At 70.7% G+C, this 19,564-nt stretch carries 18 protein-coding genes; 4 read left to right on the top strand and 14 right to left on the bottom strand.

The genetic code is table 11. From position 1 onward, the window contains the following. Position 1: 1 nt before the first annotated feature. From CIW48_RS25300 to CIW48_RS25325, 6 genes are all read right to left on the bottom strand, one after another. Complete coding sequence (locus CIW48_RS25300) at positions 2-898, bottom strand: bestrophin family protein (protein WP_149313218.1); 897 nt, start codon at positions 896-898, stop codon at positions 2-4. Between the two features lie 89 nt (positions 899-987). Next, positions 988-1,914: an ROK family protein gene (locus CIW48_RS25305; protein ID WP_149313219.1), complete on the bottom strand. Its 927-nt coding sequence runs from the start codon at positions 1,912-1,914 to the stop codon at positions 988-990. Between the two features lie 11 nt (positions 1,915-1,925). Continuing rightward, positions 1,926-3,299, bottom strand: a complete 1,374-nt coding sequence (locus CIW48_RS25310; protein WP_091782316.1) for a dicarboxylate/amino acid:cation symporter — start codon at positions 3,297-3,299, stop codon at positions 1,926-1,928. A 309-nt stretch (positions 3,300-3,608) separates the two neighbouring features. Then, positions 3,609-4,583: a hypothetical protein gene (locus tag CIW48_RS25315; protein WP_149313220.1), complete on the bottom strand. Its 975-nt coding sequence runs from the start codon at positions 4,581-4,583 to the stop codon at positions 3,609-3,611. Positions 4,584-4,901: 318 nt separating this feature from the next. Further along, positions 4,902-5,312, bottom strand: coding sequence for a peptide-methionine (R)-S-oxide reductase MsrB (gene msrB, locus CIW48_RS25320; RefSeq protein ID WP_091782037.1), 411 nt, complete (start codon positions 5,310-5,312; stop codon positions 4,902-4,904). A 100-nt stretch (positions 5,313-5,412) separates the two neighbouring features. Then, the gene (locus CIW48_RS25325; protein ID WP_149313221.1) at positions 5,413-6,603 is read right to left on the bottom strand and encodes a YihY/virulence factor BrkB family protein; all 1,191 of its coding nucleotides are present in this window, start codon (positions 6,601-6,603) and stop codon (positions 5,413-5,415) included. Positions 6,604-6,716: 113 nt separating this feature from the next. On the opposite strand from CIW48_RS25325, the gene CIW48_RS25330 reads away from it, so the two are divergent. The 3 genes from CIW48_RS25330 (at position 6,717) to CIW48_RS25340 (ending at position 8,772) form a co-directional block, all read left to right on the top strand. Beyond that, positions 6,717-7,790 (top strand): UV damage endonuclease UvsE, encoded by a 1,074-nt coding sequence (locus CIW48_RS25330; protein ID WP_149313222.1) that lies wholly within the window; start codon positions 6,717-6,719, stop codon positions 7,788-7,790. Between the two features lie 46 nt (positions 7,791-7,836). Continuing rightward, positions 7,837-8,388: an alpha/beta hydrolase gene (locus CIW48_RS25335; RefSeq protein ID WP_149313223.1), complete on the top strand. Its 552-nt coding sequence runs from the start codon at positions 7,837-7,839 to the stop codon at positions 8,386-8,388. A 156-nt stretch (positions 8,389-8,544) separates the two neighbouring features. Continuing rightward, positions 8,545-8,772, top strand: coding sequence for a hypothetical protein (locus CIW48_RS25340; RefSeq protein WP_012319110.1), 228 nt, complete (start codon positions 8,545-8,547; stop codon positions 8,770-8,772). A gap of 7 nt (positions 8,773-8,779) precedes the next feature. Here the strand turns inward: CIW48_RS25340 and CIW48_RS25345 are convergent, their stop codons facing one another. The 8 genes from CIW48_RS25345 to CIW48_RS25380 form a co-directional block, all read right to left on the bottom strand. Then, complete coding sequence (locus tag CIW48_RS25345; protein WP_149313224.1) at positions 8,780-9,808, bottom strand: TIGR01620 family protein; 1,029 nt, start codon at positions 9,806-9,808, stop codon at positions 8,780-8,782. 28 nt (positions 9,809-9,836) lie between these two features. Then, positions 9,837-11,282 (bottom strand): YcjX family protein, encoded by a 1,446-nt coding sequence (locus CIW48_RS25350; protein ID WP_149313225.1) that lies wholly within the window; start codon positions 11,280-11,282, stop codon positions 9,837-9,839. 106 nt (positions 11,283-11,388) lie between these two features. After that, positions 11,389-12,543, bottom strand: a complete 1,155-nt coding sequence (locus tag CIW48_RS25355) for a hypothetical protein (RefSeq protein ID WP_149313226.1) — start codon at positions 12,541-12,543, stop codon at positions 11,389-11,391. A 49-nt stretch (positions 12,544-12,592) separates the two neighbouring features. Continuing rightward, positions 12,593-13,381 (bottom strand): histidinol-phosphatase, encoded by a 789-nt coding sequence (gene hisN, locus CIW48_RS25360; protein ID WP_149313227.1) that lies wholly within the window; start codon positions 13,379-13,381, stop codon positions 12,593-12,595. A gap of 94 nt (positions 13,382-13,475) precedes the next feature. After that, a complete protein-coding gene (locus CIW48_RS25365; RefSeq protein WP_149313228.1) occupies positions 13,476-15,512 on the bottom strand; it encodes an AI-2E family transporter in 2,037 nt (678 codons plus the stop codon). 115 nt (positions 15,513-15,627) lie between these two features. Continuing rightward, positions 15,628-17,082, bottom strand: coding sequence for an MmgE/PrpD family protein (locus tag CIW48_RS25370; protein ID WP_149313229.1), 1,455 nt, complete (start codon positions 17,080-17,082; stop codon positions 15,628-15,630). 111 nt (positions 17,083-17,193) lie between these two features. Further along, a complete protein-coding gene (locus CIW48_RS25375; protein WP_149313230.1) occupies positions 17,194-18,486 on the bottom strand; it encodes a nicotinate phosphoribosyltransferase in 1,293 nt (430 codons plus the stop codon). Between the two features lie 123 nt (positions 18,487-18,609). Then, the gene (locus CIW48_RS25380) at positions 18,610-19,113 is read right to left on the bottom strand and encodes a pyridoxamine 5'-phosphate oxidase family protein (RefSeq protein WP_024830124.1); all 504 of its coding nucleotides are present in this window, start codon (positions 19,111-19,113) and stop codon (positions 18,610-18,612) included. Positions 19,114-19,241: 128 nt separating this feature from the next. Between CIW48_RS25380 and CIW48_RS25385 the strand changes: the two genes are divergently transcribed. After that, positions 19,242-19,526: a hypothetical protein gene (locus tag CIW48_RS25385; protein WP_149313231.1), complete on the top strand. Its 285-nt coding sequence runs from the start codon at positions 19,242-19,244 to the stop codon at positions 19,524-19,526. Positions 19,527-19,564: the final 38 nt, after the last annotated feature.

Raw genomic sequence — 19,564 nt, forward strand, 5'->3', positions numbered from 1 at the left:
GCTAGCGCAGCCAGCACCCGTCCGGTGCCAGGGCCTCGGGCATCGGCTCGCCGAGAGCGTGATGGACGATGCGGTCCACGGCGCGGACCAGGGCGTCGAGAGGCAGGTCGTTGGGCTCGGTGCCGAACGGCTCCTCGAGTTCGTCCCCGAGGGCGTCGAGGCCGAAGAACGTGTAGGCCACGAGCGCCACCACGACCGGGGTCGCCCAGCCCAGAGAGCCCGTGAGACCCACCGGCAGGAGCAGGCAATAGAGCCATGCGGTCCGGTACACCAAGAGGGTGTAGGCGAAGGGGAGCGGCGTGTTGGCGAGCCGCTCGCAGGCGGTGTGCACGCCCGACAGCGCGTCGATCCGGGCTTCGAGGATGCCGAACTGGATGTCGCTGAGCTGGCCCCCGCGCGTCAGCAAGGCGAGGTCGCGGGTGATGGCGGCCAGGACCGAGTCGGTGGGATTTGGGCCCGACAGGTCCGATCCGGGGCTCATCCGATCCACCGCGGCAGCCTCGTCGAGGTCACGCAGGCGGGCATGGAGCCCGTGCGCGAAGGCCGACAGGCGCCGGAGCTGGACCGCTGCCTCACGCTCCGGCAGCAGGGCCGGGAGGGCGCGGGCGAGGTTGCGCACCTCGCCGATCAGGTTGCCCCAGTGCTTCCGGGCCTCCCACCAACGCTCGTAGCAGGCGTTGTTGCGGAAGCTCAGGAAGATTGAGAGAGCGAGGCCGACCACCGTGAACGGCGTGACCCCCGCGGTGATCGGGAACAGCTCGGGCCAGCGCGACTCCGCCCACACCACCGCGCAGGAGACCGCGACGATCCCCGCGAGCTTGGGCGCCACCCGCGGCAGGATCGAGCCGCGCAGGGTGAACAGCAGGGTTAGCAGGTTGGGCCGGGTGCGGACGATCATCGGGGTTCGGGGCTACGGCGCTGCCGTCCTGCCCTGCCCCCTTCGGGCCCGCAAGCGACGTCTCTGTGAGCGGCACTGCCCGATCGGCTTCAGACGGCCTCCGCCTCCCACAGCCATGCCGCCCCGCGCACGCCCGATGCGTCGCCGTGCAGGCTCGCCCGCACCGGGGTGTCGAACGTGTCGGAGAAGACATGGGGGGCGATCGCTGCCGGCAGGCCGTCGATCAGTTCCGGGATCCGCGACAGGCCACCGCCGATCACGATCACATCCGGGTCGAGCAGGTTCACCACCTGGGCGGCCGCGCGCCCGAGCCTCTCGATGTGAATGGCGAGCGTCTCCTGCGCCTCCCGGCCGCCGGCCCGCGCTTCTACGACGACCGCCTCGGCGGTGGGGCTGCCGCCGTGCCGCCGCGCGTGATCCGCCGCGAGCCCCGGACCGGACAGCCAAGTCTCGACGCAGCCCCGGCGGCCGCAATAGCAGGCGGGACCCGGCCGCTCATCGTCGCGGGGCGCCGGCAGGGGACCGTGGCCCCATTCGCCCGCGATGCGGTTGCGGCCTGTCAGCACCCGCCCGTCGAGGGCGATGCCGGAGCCGACGCCGGTGCCCAGGATCACCGCCCAGACCACGTGGGCCCCGGCGCCGGCCCCGTCGATCGCCTCGGATACCGCTAGGCAATTGGCGTCGTTCTCGATCCGGAGGGGACGTTCCAGCCGCTCCTCGAGATCGGCCGCGAAGGGATGGCCGTTGAGCCAGTGCGAGTTGGCGTTGCGGACGAGGCCCGTGGCCGGCGACAGGCTCCCCGGCATGCCGATGCCGACGCTGCAGGGCGCGTCGGACCCGGCCTCGAGACGGAGGACCAGATCGGCGACGGCCTCGACGGTCGCCCGGTAGGCGCCGCGTGGGGCGGGTATCCGGGCCTGGGCCAGGGTCGAACCGTCGCGGCCGAGCACGATCCCGGCGATCTTGGTGCCGCCGAGATCGATGCCGAGGCGCGGGCGATTCTCGGTTCCTGCCACGGCTGACCCGCTCACTCGGCGGCGGCGACCTTGCTATCGGTGCCCATCGGCTGCGGCGACTCGTCGGCGATTTGGGTGCCGATGGCGACCGGGTGGGCCATCACCTCGTTGAGTTTGGCGACGTCGAGCTCGCCCTCCCAGCGGCTGACCACCACGCAAGCGACACCGTTGCCCACGAGGTTGGTGAGCGCGCGGCACTCGGACATGAACTTGTCGATGCCGAGCACCAGGGTCATGGCGGCGACCGGAACCGGGCTGTTGGGGATTGCCGACAGCGTCGCCGCCAGGGTGATGAAACCCGCGCCGGTGACCCCCGAGGCGCCCTTCGAGGTCAGCATCGCCACCAGGATGATGGTCGCGTATTGTGTGAAGTTGAGGTCGACGCCCACCGCCTGCGCCAGGAACAGCGTCGCCAGCGTCATGTAGATGTTGGTGCCGTCGAGGTTGAACGAGTAGCCCGTGGGCACCACGAGCCCGACCACCGAATCCGAGGCGCCGAGCCGGCGCATCTTGGTCATGAGCTGCGGCAGCACCGTCTCGGAGGACGACGTGCCGACGACGATCAGCAATTCGTCCTTGATGTAGGCGAGGAAGCGCAGGATCGAGAAGCCTGCCACCCGGGCGATCGTTCCGAGTACCACCAGCACGAACAGGATCGCCGTGATGTAGAAGGTGCCGACCAGCCACGCGAGGTCATAGACCTTCTGGATGCCGTACTCGCCGATCGTGAAGGCCATGGCGCCGAAGGCGCCGACGGGGGCGAGCTTCACGATGATGCCGATGATCCGGAAGAAGATCTGGCCGGCGGTGTCGATCGCGTGGTTCACCGAGGCCGCGCGATCGCCGAGATTCGTCACCACGACGCCGGTGAGGATCGAGATCAGCAGCACCTGCAGCAGGTCGCCGGTGGCGAAGGGGTCGAGGAAGCTCTTCGGGATGATCGCCAGGATGTGGGCGACGGTGGAATCGGCGGCCGCCTTGCTGGCATAGGTCGCGACCTTGCTTGCGTCGAGCTTCGACGGGTCGGCGTTGAAGCCGGCGCCCGGCTTGATCACCTCGCCGACGATAACGCCGATCAGGAGTGCGATGGTGGAGACCACCTCGAAATAGACCAAGGCCTTGAGGCCGACGCGGCCGACCTTCTTCAGGTCGCCGATCGACGCGATGCCGTGGACGATGGTGCAGAAGATGATCGGTGCGATCATCATCTTGATCAGGCCGATGAAGGCGTCGCCGAGCCACTTCATCGACTTGCCGGTGGCCGGATCGTACCAGCCGAGCAGCACGCCCAGGGCGATGGCGATCAGGACCTGTATGTAGAGCACCTTGTACCAGGGCTCGCGGGGCGCTGCGGCGGGAGCCGTCGCGTGGATTGCCTGTGCCATGTCCATCCCGTGCGACTGCCGCGCACCCTCCCGATTTGCGGGCACGCTAGCGACAATCATCCCGCGCCTCAACGGCCGCACGCTTATCTGCCGCGGACCATCCATGACAAAAACCTGTCAGTCCCGGCCAGCAAGACTTCTTTAGTCTGACAAACACGGACACACGCGTCTTCCGCAATCTCCTTCTGTCGCGGCGCGGCGTGAGTGATCGGCGCCTCGAAGCCCATCCGTTTCGGATCCCTGACGCAGACGGGCCGCAGCGCGATCTGCGCTGCGGCCCGAAAGAATCTCGCCTCGTGTTGCGAGGGCTCAGGTCTGCTGCTGGGTCCGGCGGGGGCGAACGGTCCACCGCTCGAACATCGAGGCGGGATCCTCGCTCTTCCCATCCTTGGTCTCGGCGCCGGGCTCCGGCTGCTGGTGGATCGCCGCGCCGAGCGCCTGGGACAGGCTCTCGATCACGTCGTCGATCCGGGCATCCCCGTGCAGGTTGTCGCCGGTGCCGGCATGCGCAGCGGGCGTCTCGGCGGCGGGCGCGGCTACCTCGGGTGCGGGTGCGGCTTCCGGCTGAGGCTCCGGCTCGGGGTGATGCTCGGGAGCCGGCTCGGGCGGATGCGGGGCGGCCGCGGCGGCTTCCGGAGGCGGCGGCGCCACGACCGGCGCGGCGGGCGGGGCGGCCGGGGTCACGATCCGGCGCATGGCGCCCGACGCACCCTCGTCAGACTCGGAGGTCCGGCTGCCGCCGCCGTAGCGGCCGAAGCCGAACCGGGGCTCGATCAGGTCCAGGACTGCGTCTAGCGCGGCGTTGCTCAGCGCCACTTCCTCGGCAGCCGGCACCCCCTGAATGGCGAGGGCCTGCCGCTCGAAGGCGGGCTCGTTGCTGACCTCCCGGCCGAACCAGCTCGGGACTTGGAACGCGGTGGCATCGCCGTCGCTGTCGAAGACGATGCTGATCAGGTCCAGGCTGCCGGGCGTGACGTAGCGGTCGATGGCGATTTCGCGACCGCCGGCATTCACGGTGGTGCGATCGTAGGCGGCTTTGCCGGGGCAGACGTCGAGCAACGCGTCGCCATGGGCCCGCGGGACGTCGGTGCGCTCCTCGACCGGGATGCCGTCCGGCCCCTTGTTCACCAGGACCAACTGACAGACCTGCCCGTCGACGCGCACGTAGGAGGCGCGACCGCCCTGCGGGGCGAAATGACCCTCGGTAATCCGGGCGCCCCCCCGTTCCTTGCGGATCAGACGGACCAGGGATGGTGCGACCAGAAATCGGCGAACGGTGCTCATGAACTCAAAACCCCTCCCGCTTGGTCGGCGGCGCGCCGATCCGGCGGACAGCCCTCAGCGCCGCCGGGCCGCACGGAAGGGCACAAGTGGAACCGACCCGCACGGCGTATAAGCTGGACCGCCACGCCGTATTCGCCAGAGCCTGACCGCTTCCGTCGCCAATCACCGGACAGCGACAATCTGAGACTATAAAGCGCTAAGCAAAAACGCGACGAAATCAAGACCGCATCGGGCTGGGGATCCGGCCAAGGCGCCCTCTGTCCCCGATATCCCGGCTTCGCCCCGGGTTTCCGAACCCAGGTTAGCGGACCCCGCGCGTCACTCTGCCGGCTCGAAATTCATCGCCAAGCCATTCATGCAATAGCGCAGGCCGGTCGGAGCCGGGCCGTCGTCGAAGACGTGGCCGAGATGGCCCTTGCAGCGGGCGCAGTGCACCTCGGTACGGACCATCCAGTGGCTGCGGTCCACAGTTGTCTCGACGGCGCCGTCGAGGGGTTCGAAGAAGCTCGGCCAGCCAGTCCCGGACTCGAACTTGGTGCCCTGCTCGAACAGCGGCTGCCCGCAGCCGGCGCAGGTGAAGGTCCCGGCCCGCTTCTCGGCGAGCAGGCAGCTCGTGCCGGCCCGCTCGGTGCCGTGCTCGCGCAGGACCCGATACTGCTCCGGCGTCAGGGCCGAGCGCCATTCGGCGTCGCTGCGGGTCTCCGGGCTGGTGGTCGGCGTGTCGGCCATGACGATCTCCCTTTTCGCCACGCTATATAGGGATCGTGTACGGTCTCCGGCAGTCCCGGAGCGGGTTGCCGAACCATGGCCGGGGCCGGAGACGCCCCGTTCAGGCGGCCGCGCCGACGGTGTCGGCCATCCGCGCCTTGCGCGCACCCATCGGCAGCGGCGCGCCCGTGGTGGTGTCGCGGGCGGTCTGGTGCTCCAGCTCGGCGTTGATCTCGCCCCCGAGCAGCACGATCGTCGACGAGATCCAGATCCAGGTCATGAAGCCGATCACAGCCCCCAGAGAGCCGTACGTCTCGTTGTAGGTGCCGAAATTGGCGACGTACCAAGAGAACAGGAGCGAGGCGGCTAGCCAGAGCAGGCCCGCGACTACGCTGCCGACCCCGACCCAGCGCCAGCGCGCGTGCTCCCGGCTAGGTCCGAAGCGATAGAGCACCGACAGGCCGCCGAGCAGGACGATCAGGATCGCCGGCCAGCGCAGGGCCGCGAGCAGCCACGCGGTCGAGCCGAGGCCCAGGAAGTTCAGCGCCACCGGCACGACCACGATCACGTTGAGGGCGATAATGATGAACAGCAGGGCGCCCACCGTGAAGGTGAGCGACCGAAGGTTGAGCCAGAAGAAATTGCGCTTCTCCTCCTCCTCGTAGACGACGTTCAGAGCGTCGAACATCGCCTTCATGGCGGCGTTGGCGCTCCAGAGCGACAGGAGCAGGCTGGAGAAGAACGTGATGCTCAAGGAGCCGCTGCCCTTGGCGGCGATGCGCTTGACCTGATCGCCGATGAGTTCGACGGCCCCGGAGGGCAGGACCGCGTGCAGTTGGGCGAGGTGGTCGTTGATGACTGCCACGTCGGCAAAAAGGCCGTAGCAGGAGACCAGCGCGGCGATAGCGGGAAACAGCGACAGCAGGGTGTAGAAGGTCACGCCGGCGGCGACTGCCAGCACCCGGTCCTTGTTGAATTCCAGGTAGACCCGGACGGCGATGTCCTTCCAGCCGGACCGCGTCATCTCGGCGGGGCTGTCGGCGGCCCGGCCCCGCTCCGGTTGGGTCGCGGCGGTGAGCTGCGCGGCGCGCCCCGAGATCGAGCGCGCCCCTGCGGCCACGCCCTTCTGCAAGCCCCGATCGTCGGAGGGCGGTTCACGGTCGCGCGGCGGTTCCTTCGCGGGGCGCGCCGCCGACACGCCGCGCCGCGCCGGTGCTGCCGCCAGGGCGACCAAAGCCGAACCGAGCATCAGGATCCACAGGATCGAGCCGGTCTCGGGTTGTCCGGTCGAACGCGACGGTGACGGGGGCATGTGTCGGGGCCAGTGCGCGGAACTGCCGCGCTCGGGACTCCCAACGTCGTCGTGCCGCGGCCGTTCCGCTTGTTTCGCGGGGACGCCGCGGCCCTCCATGCGTTGTGCTCGTTATGCGCGATCAGCCCCGCCTCGGTTTCTGCTGCAAGTTCGTCCTGGACGAGCCACCCGGCACTCACGCCACCCTCAAGGCGGAGCGGGAGGCCACGCTGCACATGAACCTCACCAGCGTGACGATGGCCTATCTCACCAAGCTGGAGCCCGCCGCGCGGCGGGCGAAGCTCGTCGGCCTCGTCGCCCACAACCTGGAGGCTCTCGCCCGCCAGATCGCCTGGGTCGGGGCGCGGCCGCCGCTCGAACGCCTCCTGCGCATGGCCAGCAACGTGCTGCCGGGCTACACCCACCCGATCGCGCAGGCGATCTACGCCGAGCCCGAGATGGCGGCGCTCGTGGAGCGCGGCCTTGCCGAGGCCGGGGCGCTGGCCCGCCGGCTCGGGGTGCGCCTGAGCTTCCACCCGGGGCCGTTCTGCCTGCTGGCGAGCCGCAACCCGGCGGCGATCGCAAACGGCCTGTCCGAACTCGACTACCACGCCGAGATCTTCGACCGGATGGGCTACGGTGGCGGCTGGCATCCGCACGGTGCCCATATCAACATCCATGTCGGCGCGGGCGACCCCGGCGTCGCGGGCTTCCGCGAGACCCTGCCCCGGGCGAGCCAGGTTGCGCGCGACCTCGTCACCGTGGAGAACGACGAGAACGTGTTCGGCCTCGACGCGGTGCTGCAGCTCGCCGACATCGTGCCTGTGGTGCTCGACCTGCACCACCACTGGGTCCAGAGCGGCGGAGAGTATCTGGAGCCGGACGAGCCCCGGATCGCCCGGGTGAAGGAATCCTGGCGCGGCGTCCGGCCCGTAGCCCATATCAGCGTGTCGCGCGAGGCGGTCTCGTCCGGATGCGACCCGGACGCCCTGCCCGACTTCCCGGCCCTGCGCGAGTCCGGCCACGCGGTCCGGGATCTCGCGGCCCATTCCGACATGATGTGGAACCGGGCGGTGAACGACCTCGTCGCCCGCCACCTCGTTTGGGCGGATTTCGAGATCGAGGCCAAGGCGAAGAACCGCGCCTCCACGCAGATCGCCGAGCACATCCGGGACCTGGAGCGGGCGAGCCCGATCGCTGCAGAGTGACCGATCGGTCTCGACGCGTGCGCCGGTCCGCTCTAGGCAATGCGACATGAAGACCGCCGATTGCGACATCCTCATCGTCCCGGGACTCGGGGGCTCCGAGGAGGACCATTGGCAGGCTCGCTGGGCGGGCCGCCTTGCCACCGCGCGCGTGGTCGAGCAGGACCAATGGCACGCCCCGACGCCGGAGGCGTGGTGCGGGCGCATCGCCGAGGCGGTCGCGGCGGCGACGCGGCCGGTCATCCTGATCGCCCACAGCCTCGGCGTGGTGGCCTGCGTCGAGGCGGTGCCGCTCTTCCCCGCGGGGGCGGTGCGCGGCGCCCTGCTGGTGGCGCTCCCGGACGTCGAGGAGGCACCGGGCCTGCCCGACTCGGCCCGGGCCTTCGCGCCGGTGCCGCGCGATCCCCTGCCCTTCCCGTCGCTGCTGGTCGCCAGCCGCACCGACCCGTATTGCCGCTACGAGCGGGCGGACGACTTCGCCCATGCCTGGGGCGCACTGACGGTCGACGCGGGCGAATCCGGTCACCTCAACGTGGCGAGTGGGCACGGACCCTGGCCCGAGGGGCTGATGCGGCTCGCCGGGTTCCTGAAGGGCCTCTGAGCCTGCACGCGCTGCTGGGCGCGCAAGGACGGCCGGCGTCCCCGTGGTTCGACCGGATGGGGCGGCTCGGGTTGCGTTAACGCGCTGTTTACCACCGCCACTCTTCAGTGGCTGCACGGGCGGTCCTTCGTCCCGAAGCCGCCCCTGGAGAGCACCGTGACGCGCAAAGAGCTTCTGGAACGACTCGAAGCGGTGCAGACCGCCCTCGGCCCCCGGGCCCAGAGCAACTTCAACAGCTCGCTGTTCAACGACGTGACGCTGCTCAAGCGGATCGAGGCCTTCGAGGCCAAGCTGGGCGAGCCCGAGAAGCCGAAGACCGCCGACTACACCGGCAACATGTTCTCCCGCATCGCCAACCGCCGCGCCGCCGCGGGCGCCAAGTAGCCCGCCTCTATTTCGGCTCGGCCTCGGCCGAGCGCAGCAGTTCGCCGGCGACGTCGGCGAGCCGCGGCGGGGCCTCCCGCACGAACGGCAGCGGCCGGCAGACGTTCAGCGCCGCGAGCCCGAACCGGGCGGTCATCAGCCCGTTGAGCACGCCCTCCCCCAGCTTGGCGGAGACCCGGGCGGCGATCCCGAGACCCAGAACCTGCTGCATCACGCTCTCGCCCACCGCCATCCCGCCGGTGACGGTGAGATGCGCGAGCGCCGCGCGTCCCAGCCTGAGAAATCCCAGGAACCCCGGCCGGCCGCCGTAGATGGCGGCGATCCGGCGCAGCAGCCGCACGGCCGCGAACACCACGAAGGCCACGTCCACGATCGCCCGCGGGCTCAGCGCCGTCACCGCCGAGACCTGCTTGGCCGTCGTCGCGATGGCGTTGCGCGCCTGCCGGTCGAGTCCGGCCAGAAGTTCGTGCTCGGCCAAGCCGATCCGGTCGTCGACGTCGAGGATCGCGTCGGCGGCGGCGTCGATCCGGGCCCGGCCCGCCGACAGGGCGTCGCGGTCGGCGTAGAAGGTCGAGAGCGCCTGCACCACCGCCTGCGCGCCGGTGTGGTCGCGGGTCGCGAGGGCGTCCAGCGCCGACTGGCGTAGGCGCTCGATCTTGCGCTCCCGCCGCAGGCCGGCGAGTTCCCGCACCACGATCGCCAGCAGCGCAAGCGCCGCGAGGCCCAGCAGCGCGAGAGCCACCCAGCCGAGCCAGGGAGCGGCCTGGAACAGGTCGGCGATCATCCGCTCGACCGACAGGCCGACGCCCAGGGAGACGAGGCCGCCCACCGCCGAGAGGAACAGGGCGCCCCAGGGCGAGCGCCGCCGCGGCGCCACCGGCACGGCGACGCCGTCGGCGGCGTCGACGATCTCGAAGGGCTCCTCCACGATCCGGGCCTGCGTCGGCCGGGCGGCGAGCGGCGTCGTGGTCACGGTCGGCTCGGCGGCCGGCTCGGGATTGATCCGGAAGGCGCGGGGTTTCTGGCCGGAGGTCATGGTCGCGGGCTCCGCATCGCACACATCGTCACGCCAGCCGGTCGCCGATCAGGAACTGCATCGCCCGGTCGAGCCGGATCTGCGGCAGGTGCCCGGCGCGGCCGAGCCCGTCGGGCCGCACCAGCGGCGGCCGGAAGCGCGGGAAGCGCAGCGAGCCCGGTTCGACCGCGCCCTCCAGCACCGCCTCGGCGCGGGCCGGCAGCTCGCCCGGGAAGATCGCGGCCTCGCTGTTGCCGTCGAAGACCTCGTTACCCACCACCTCGCCGGCCTCCGGGGTGCCGGCCACCGCCCGCAGCGTCTCCGACCCGTCGTGGACGGTGGTCTCGCGGGTGGCGCGCACGGAGGCCAGCGCCACGGTGCCCACCCGGGCGCCCGCGGCCTCGGTCCGCCGCATGGCCCGCGACACGAGCAGCCGCAGCAGCGCGTCGAGCCGGTCGTGGCTCGTCTGGTGGAGGTGATCGGCCTTGGTGGCGGCGAACAGGACCCGGTCGGCCCGGGGCGCGAACAGCCGCGACAGCACCGTGTTGCGGCCAATGTTGAGGCTGAGCAGCACCGCGTCCAATGCCTCCTCCAGCTCCGCCAGGGCGGTGGGGCCGGCATCGACCGCCGACAGGACGTCCACCAGCACGATCTGCCGGTCGACCCGCTGGAAATGGTCGCGGAAGAACGGCGTCACGACCTTGGCCTTGTAGGCCTCGAAGCGCCGCTCCATCAGCCCGGCGAGGCTGTCGGGGGCGATCCCCTGGGTCAGCCGGTCGAGGGGTGCGAAGGTCAGCGCCGGGGAGCCTGCCAGGTCGCCCGGCATCAGGAACCGGCCCGGGGGCGTCGTCGCCACGGCTTCGGGCCCGGCGCGCAGCCCTGCGAGGTAGGTCTTGAAGGCGTCGCTCGCCCGCTCAGCCGCGACCTCGTCGAGGGGCCCGTTCGGATCGAAGCCTTTCAACGCCTCAAGCCAGGGCGCGGCGACGGCGGCGCGGCCGGGTCGGCGGGTGCCGCCAATCGTCGCCCGGGACCACGCCGTGTAGCTGGTCTCGATCAGGGCGAGGTCGAGGAGCCACTCGCCGGGGTAATCGACCACATCGAGCATCAGGGTCGCGGGGCCGGTGCGCCAGCCGGCGGCGCGCTCGTAGGCGATCTCCAGGCGGAACTGGCTGATCCGGTCGGTGGAGCGCGGCCAGCGGCGGGCCTCGGTGAGGGTCGCGAAATGCTCCTCGAAGGGGAAGCGCGGCACGTCGTCGTCGGGTTGCGGCACCAGCTTGGCGCGACGCAGGCGCCCCTCCTGCGCGGGCGCGAAGGCCGGCAGCGCGTGCGTCTCCACGAGGTGGTGGATCAGCGCCGTGGTGAAGACGGTCTTGCCCGAGCGCGCGAGCCCGGTCACGCCCAGCCGCAGGGTCGGCTGGACCAGCAGGTCGTGCGAGGCTTCGGCGAAGGCTTTGACGGCCGAGCCGGCGCGCGCGGCAAGGTCGATCAGGGGCACGGGCGGGCTCGTGGTGAGGGGAACAGGCCGGGCAGAGGTGGCGCGGCGGCGACCGAACCGCAAGGCTTGTCGCTCGGGAAGGCCTGCTGCTCGAAGAGGCTCAACTCTAGGGTTGCGGGCCGTTGGCGGCCGACGTCAGCGGCCGCAGCCGCGCGATGGCCCCGGCGACGAGGTCCGGGCCGGCCCGCAGCGTGCCGAGTTCCACCGCCGACATCGCCAGCATCACCGGCGCCAGATTGGCGCGCGGCACGCCGTCCGGCCCGAACAGGTCGAGGTCATCGCCGGGCTTCAGGCCGACGCTGGCGCTGATCCGGCCGGCATAGGCCTGGATCCGGACCTCGTCGCCGGTGCAGAGCGGGGCCGGCAGGCGCAGGTCGAGGACCGGAAGCCCGGTGGCGATCGCGGGCAGCAGCGCAGATTCAGCCAGCATCCGGTCGGGGCTCGGGACCCGGCTCTCCGCCTTCCGGTCGAGGAGCGCCGCCGGGCCCGCGGCGCCTCGCGACGGCCAGCCGGCGGATCGCCGCGCCGGCTCGGACGACGACGGGGCGATCCCCGCCGCGATGTCGGGCACCGGCTGGAGCATCGCCACCCGCGGCACGGCGGCCGGGCGGCGGGCGGGGCGACCCGCCATCCGGGCTAACGGCGACCAGGGCTGCACCCGCAGGGCTGCCCGGCCCCGGGATGCGCCACCGGGGCGATGCGTGGCGAGATAGCGGGCCCGAAGTGTCCGCCCGAGGCCCCGGGGCGCCAGCGCCGCCGAAACGGCGGGCGTTGCGATCGAGCGGCCCGGCCGTGCGGGGGCGGCCGCGACGCGGCACTCCGCTGGCGCCCAGCGGCGCACGATGGCGAGCGCCGTGCGCCGGTTGTAATCGCGGTAGTAGCGCCGCAGCAGGCTCGCGGCGGCGTCGGCGCCGTCATCGAGGGTGGCGAAGGCGGTGTGGCCCTCCGCGTCGGCTCCGATCTCGCCGGGCCAGCGGGCAGACTTAATGCACCAGCCGTTGTTGAGCCGCACGCAGCGGGCGACGTAGGGCGGGTCCTCGGCGAGCGAGGCAGTGACCGCCAGCGCCCGGGGCGTCAGCTGCGCGCCGGTCTGCGCGTGCCAGTTGGACACGGAGCGCGTCGCGGGGTCGAAGCGCGGGGGCTGGGTGTCTGCCCGTGCGTAGGTCGCAGCCAGCGGTGGAAGGGCGCGCAGCCAAGCATCGGCGCCCGCCTCCGCGTGGGGCAACAGGGTTGTGACCAGGATCAGGGTGTTCAGCAGCACGCGGTCATGCCTTGGCGGTGAGTGCGGGCATGCCGGACACCACGGCGCATCATGGATTCAGCACCTTGAGCGCCGCCGCGTGCAGCCGCGGGTCGCCCGCCGCTATCACACGTCCGCCGCCGGCGGCGGAGCCGCCGTCCCAGGCGGTAACCCGCCCCCCTGCCCCCTCGACGATCGGGATCAGCGCGACGATGTCGTAGGGCTTCAGCCCGGCCTCGACGACGAGGTCGATCTGGCCGGCCGCGAGCATGCAATAGGCATAGCAATCGGCGCCGTAGCGGGACATCCGCACCTGGCCTTCCAGCGACCGGAAGCGCTCGGCTTCCTCGCCCGCGGCGAACAGCCTGGGATCGGTGGTCGCCAGGATCGCCTGGCCAAGATCCGCGCAGCGGCGCGTGCGCAGGGTCCGCTCGCCTGAGGGCGCGCGCAGGCGCGCGCTGCGCCCATCCCCGGTGAACCGTTCCGCGAGATAGGGCTGGTGCATCATCCCGCGCACCGGCACGCCGTTGCGGGTCAGCCCGATCAGGGTGCCCCAGGTCGGCAGGCCGGCGATGAAGGCGCGGGTGCCGTCGATCGGGTCGAGGACCCAGACGCATTCGGCATCGGTGCGCTCCGAGCCGAATTCCTCGCCGAGGATCCCGTGACTGGGGAAGGTCTGGCCGATCATCGCCCGGAGGACGACCTCGGCGGCCCGGTCGGCCTCGGTGACGGGATCGAAGGGCGCGCCGCCGCGGGCCTTGTCGTCGAGACCGAACTGGGCGCGGAAGAACGGCAGGATCGCCTTCCCGGACGCGTCCGCCAAGTCGTCCATGAATCGGCCGAGTTCGACGACGCTCATCCGTTCCGTCCCGTGTTCCGCCCGAAAGCCGTTCGGCCAAGAGGCCGGCCCTGACGAAACCGGCGGGCGCCCCCGGCCGTCAAGCCCCCGGGGCTCATGCTCCGGCCGGCACTGACAGACGCGGCGCTCCGTCTTGGGTGTCCGGCGCGGTGTCTGTCCCGGCTTCGCCAGTCGCATCCTTCTGCGCGGCCGCCAGCACAGCCTCGACGGCCTCGCGGAGCGACCCCACCTGCTCATCGGCCACGGTGGCCCGTCCCGGTCCGCCGGCAAGCCGGATCGCCCCGGCGTCCTGGGCAAGCCACAGGCCCAGCAGGATCGGAACGTCGGGCATCCGGCCCTTCAGCCGCCAGATCAGCCGGCGCAGATGTGTCGGCTCGCCATCGAGCGCCAGGGAGATCACGCAGGCCATGCGCGCCGGACCCGGGCCGAACCGCTCGATCCGCACGGAGGCCGTATCGGCGAAGGGCACCGCGCGGGCGCCGATGCCGCGCTTCCCCAGGATCTGCGTCAGAATCGCGGCCGCAGCCTCGTCGAGGAAGCCGCGCCCCGCGACACACAGAACCGCACCTTCGCGGGTCCACGCTGCGTCCAGCGACCCGGGGGGCGGTCCCATCGGCAGCGCGCTGCAGGCCCCCTCCTCACCGTCCGCGCCTCCGACGGCGTCGCTCCGATCGGAGAGGTCGGCGATCAACTCGGCGAGGGCGGCGCGCATCGCGCCCTTCTGCTGCGCCGTCAGCACTCCGCGGGCGGCATCCCGGGCGGCGAGTTCCAGCCCCTTGAGCACGACCTCGTCGTAATAGGACGAGAGCGAGCATTGCTGCAGGATCAGCTCGGCATGGCCCAGCACCTCCTCGGAATCGCCCGCGAGGATCCGCTGATAGAAGTTCTGGACGGGCGTCAGAGCCGGACGGTCGCCGAACAGCACGTCCAGGAATTCCAAGTGTTCGACATAGCGGCCGAGCACCACGAGGCAGGCCGTAAGCGGTGTCGACAGGATCAGGCCGACCGGACCCCACAGCCAGGTCCAGAACAGGGCGGAGACCAGGACCGCGAAGGGCGACAGCCCGGTGGATTGCCCGTAGAAGATCGGCTCGAAGACTTGGCCGGTCAGCGGCTCCAGGACGATGAACAGGATCGCCACGGCGATCATCATGTTCCAGCCGGGATCGACTGCGGCGGCCAGCGCCATCGGCAGGATCGCCGACAGGACGGCGCCGAGATAGGGCACGAAGCGCATCAGGGCCGAGAAGATCGCCCAAAGCACCGGATTCGGCACGCCGATCAGGTAGAGGCCGATGCCGATCACGATCCCGAAGGCGGCGTTCAGGGCGAGCTGCACCACGAAGTAGCGGCTGAGGCGCTTGGCGGCGTCATCGATCGCCACGGTGGTGCGATGCAGGTCGCTCGATCCCGCAAGCCGGATCATGCGGTCGCGCAGGTCCTCCCGCTGCATCAGCACGAACAGCAGCACCACGAAGACGATGCCGACCGTGGCCAGGGGATGCATCACCGGCGTGAGCACGGTCGAGAGCATCTCCAGGGAGCCCGGCGGGCTCGTGGCGACCTCGACCAAGACGGGCTTCGGCGCGGCCGGGGCCTGTTCGGGACCTGGCGATGGTGCCGATTGCGGCGCGGCTGGCTGCGCCTCCGGGCTGCCGGCCTCCTTGGCGCCGCCATGGAGCGCTCGCCCGATATTAGCGACGTATTCGGTGACGTGCCCGACGGGCGAGTCGCGCAGCCCGTTGATCTTGCGCTCGATGGTAGCCCGGTAGCGCGGGACGTCGCCCGCGAGATCGGCCGCCTGAATGCCGATCAGGGTCGCGAGCGCCGCCCCGATGCCGACGGTCAGGAGCACGCTGACGCCCACCGCTACCAGACGCGGCAGCCGCAATCGCCGCAGGCTGTTCACCAGCGGCGTGAGCACGAACGACATCAGCAGTGCGATCGCGATCGGGATGAAGATCTCGCGGCCGAAATACAGGGCCGCGATGATGGTGGCGCCGACCACGATCGGCGACGCTGTCGCGGCCCGCGGCGTTTCGGCCGCGGCGACTCGGGTCGGCCGCGGCGGGATCAGTGGTGTCCCGGGTCGCGCTGCCGATTCGACCCCGACCGGGGTAGTGGTACCCATACAGTGACTCGCGTCCCGAACGCCACGCGCGGGCAACCGCCGGGGGCAACGGAAGCCTCGCGGACGGGGAACGGCACAGGGCCTGAAAACGATCCCGGCAGCCTTCGCGTATCGGTCAGGACCCCGCGACGCCGGCCCGCGCCACCTCGCCAGCATCCTTGAGTTCGGGCAGCGACCAGCAGAGCTGCATCACCCGCTTGGCCTGTGCGTCCGGCAGCACGCCCGCCGCGAGGTCGGCGAACTTCGCCTCCAGCTGCGCGTCCGACATCGGCTTCTCGACGCTGCCGATGGCGTGCTCGATATGCCGGTGGAACGTCTGCCCGTCGTTCAGCGTCACGGTCATGTCGACCTGCGCGGGATCGATGCCGGGCGTGATCACCGGGACCACCCTCTGGCGCAGGGTCACCACCCGCGGATCGTTCACCGCCCGGTCGCTGAACTGCTTCTCGCCGCCCGCACCTTCGACGAAGGCCACCGCGGCCGCGTGGTAGATGCTGAATTTGCCCTCAAGGCCGGTCTTCGGCGCGGTCTTGCCGGTCAGTTCCAGCACGAGCGGGTGGACCTTCAGGTCGACGCGCTGGATGTCCTCGGGCCTGACATGGTCCGCGTCGCGGATCTGGATCGCCGCGTCGATCGTCGGGTGCATGACGATCCCGCAGGCGAAGGGCTTGTAGGTGTTGAGCTGCGCCTCGTAGCGGGTGCCGAGGCCGTCGGTGATCTCGGACCAGTCCTGCTTGGTGGAGATCGTGTTGGCCCAGCCGCGCTTGGCCTCGATCATCCCGTCCGACGAGGTGAAGCCCTTCGCGGCCAGGATCGCCGCGAACAGGCCGTTCGAGGCCGCGCGGCCCGGGTTGAAGCTCTTGTTCATCGAGCCGAAGGACTCGCGCAGTCCCACCGGCTGCGATGCGGCGAGCCCCAGGGCGTAGACCATCTGCTGCTCGGTGAGCCCCATCAGCTTGCCGGCCGCCGCCGCGGCGCCGAACGGTCCGCAGGTGCCGGTGATGTGCCAGCCGGCATCGTAGTGGTTCGGGTAGACCGCGTTGCCGATCCGGCACTCGGCCTCGATCCCGACCACCAGGGCGTCGAGGAAGTCCTTGCCGGAGACCGGCTTCATCGCCGCGTAGGCGAGGATCGCCGAGGCGACCGGGCCGGCCGGGTGGATGATCGTCTTCAGGTGGGTGTCGTCGAAGTCGAAGATGTGGCTCGACACACCGTTGAGGAAGGCGGCGTTCATGATGTCGAACCGCTCGGTCCGGCCGAACAGCCCGGCCTGGGGCGGCCCCGAGAAGGGCTGCAGGGCCGAGACCGCCACGTCCACGGTCTCGTGGTGCGAGCCGCCGATCGCCACGCCCACCCAGTTGAGGAAGCTGCGCACGCCCTCGCGGCGGACGGGGTCGGGCAGCGTGTCGTAGGAGGAACTGAGGATCCACTGCGCGAGGATCTTCGTGACGTGCGGCGGGGGCGCCTTCGCGGCCGGCTTCGTCGCTTCGGCCGCCCGCGCGCCCTGCAGGGTGGGCGCCGTCAGGGCAAGGCCCGCGGCCCCGATGAGCGAGCGGCGATTCATCGACATGGCGTTCTCCCAGGAGGGACCGCCTGAGGCGGCTCCGATTGGCCGACATGATAATGAATTCAGTCGCCGGCCGTCAGCCCGCGTGTTTCACCGTGCCGGGTCTGACACCCCTCACACCACCACCGGCAGCGCCTCCTGGTCGCCGATGCCGAAGACCCGCCGGTAGCGGGCGACCTCGTCGGCCGGGCCCTGCGCCTTGGTGGGATTGTCGGAGAGCTTCACGGTGGGCCGGCCGTCCGCCTCCGTGACCTTGCAGACGATCGAGACCGGGTCGAGCTTGCCGTCCGGCAGGAGCCCGCGGAAATCGTTGGTGAGGAGCGTACCCCAGCCGTAGCCGATGCGCATCCGGCCGTGGAACCTGGCATGGATGCGCTCGATCTCGTCGATGTCGAGCCCGTCCGAGAAGATCGCGAGCTTGTCGCGCGGATCAAGCCCGCGCTCCTGCCAGAAGCGGACCACCTCCTCGCCGCCCTCGATCGGGTCCTTCGAGTCGATGCGGATGCCGGTCCAGTCGCTCACCCAGTCCGGGGCGTTCGCCAGGAATCCGGTCGTGCCGTAGGTGTCGGGCAGGATCACCAGCAGGTTGCCGCCGTAATCCTCCTGCCAGTCGGACAGCACCGCGTAGGGGGCTGCGGCGAGCGCGGCGTCGTCCTCAGCGAGCGCCGCGTAGACCATCGGCAATTCGTGGGCGTTCGTGCCCACGGGCTCGACCTCCTGCCGGGCCGCGATCAGGCAGTTCGAGGTGCCGAGGAACGCGCCGCCCAGGCCCTCCGCCATCGCCTGCACGCACCAGTCCTGCCACAGGAAGCCGTGGCGCCGGCGCGTGCCGAAATCCGCCACCGACAGGTCCGGCAGCTTCTGCAGCCGCTCGATCTTCTCCCAGACCCGCGTCATGGCGCGGGCGTAGAGCACCTGCAGGTCGAGCTTGCCAAGGCCGCGCAGCACGGCTCGCGCCCGCAGCTCGTTGAGGATCGCCAGCGCCGGGACCTCCCACATCGTGGTCTCGACCCAGGGACCGTGGAAGGTCAGCTCGTACTGGCCGTCATGGACGGCGAGCTCGTATTCCGGGAGCTGGAAGTCCTCGAACCAGCTCACGAATTCGGGCCCGAGGATGCGCCCCTGGCCGCGGAAGACGTTGCCGCGCAGCCACGTGACCTCGCCCTTGCTGAGGCGGACGGTGCGGGCGTGGTCCAGCTGCTCGCGCAGGAGCCCGGCATCGACCTCGTCGGCGATGCGGATGCGCCGCGTGCGGTTGGTGATGCCGAAAGTCGTCCGGATGTCGGGATGCCGGCGCAGGATCGTCTGCGCCATGAGCAGCTTGTAGAAATCCGTATCGAGCAGCGACCGCACGATCGGGTCGATGCGGAAGCTGTGATCGTAGACTCGCTTGGCCAGATCGAGCATTCGTGACGCACTCTGCCGCCCTTCGCTCGCGCAGAGCGCATGCCGAGCACGCGCCCGTCAAGGCAACGGGCGGCCTCCTCGTGGAGACCGCCCGCGGAAACGCTGTGTCCTGAAGCCGGAGGCTCAGGCGAGATCGACCTTCTTGGTCTCGGTCTTCGGGCTCTCGCCGGTGAGCGAGGCCTTCACGTAGCCGTAGAGGTGGAGCATCGTGCTGTTCGGGCTGTCCCAGTACTCGCCCTTCTCCGGGTGGACCCGGATCAGCGCCACCTCGGGGTCGTCCTTGCCGTTAGGGAACCAGGTCTTCAGGCTCTCATTCCACTTCGCGTCGATGATCGACTGGTCGCGGACGATCTCGGCCTTGCCGGCCACCGAGACGTAGTTCTGGCTCGACGGGTCGGAATAGGCGAGATTGATCTGGTTGTCCTTGCTGATCTCGGCGGTCTTGGGCGAGTGCAGCTTGGTGAAGAACCACAGGTCGCCGTTCTCGTCGGCGTCGTTGTTCCACATCGGACGGCTGTTGAGCGTCCCGTCGGAATCGACGGTCGTCATCATGGCGATCTTCACGTCCTTGATGAGCTCGAACAGCTTCTTCGCGCCCTCGTGGTCGCGGTGGTTGCCCTGATGCATGAACGTGGTCTCCTACGCGTCGTTTCGGTCCCGGCGGGGTCTCCGGAGGGGGCCCCCGGCCGAAGGCTGCCCCGACAACGGATCAGTCTCCCGTTGGTTCAGCTTGCCCGTGCGGCGAGGAGGTTCGGATGCGACGTGTTCGGGTGATCGGTCGCGCAGCGGCGCTGGCGCTCGGCGCGCTCAGCCTCTGCGCGCTGCCGGCCGCCGCCGAGGTGCGCTTCGGCCCGGGCGTGCACATCGGCGGTCATGACTTCTCAAACCGGCGCTACGGCAGCGTCCATATCGAGCGCGTGAAGCGCCTGCGCGGCCCGCTCGGGTGCCGTCGCCTGCGCCACGGCGTCTACAGGCGCGGCGACGGCACAGTGGTGCGCGGCCCCATGGAGGAATGCAACCTCATCGCCCGCCCGCACTGACCCGGACGCTGTCCGGGCTGCCGGCCCGGGACGGGCAG

It is taken from the genome of Methylobacterium sp. P1-11, from assembly GCF_008329595.1.
In the GTDB taxonomy this organism is placed as follows: domain Bacteria; phylum Pseudomonadota; class Alphaproteobacteria; order Rhizobiales; family Beijerinckiaceae; genus Methylobacterium.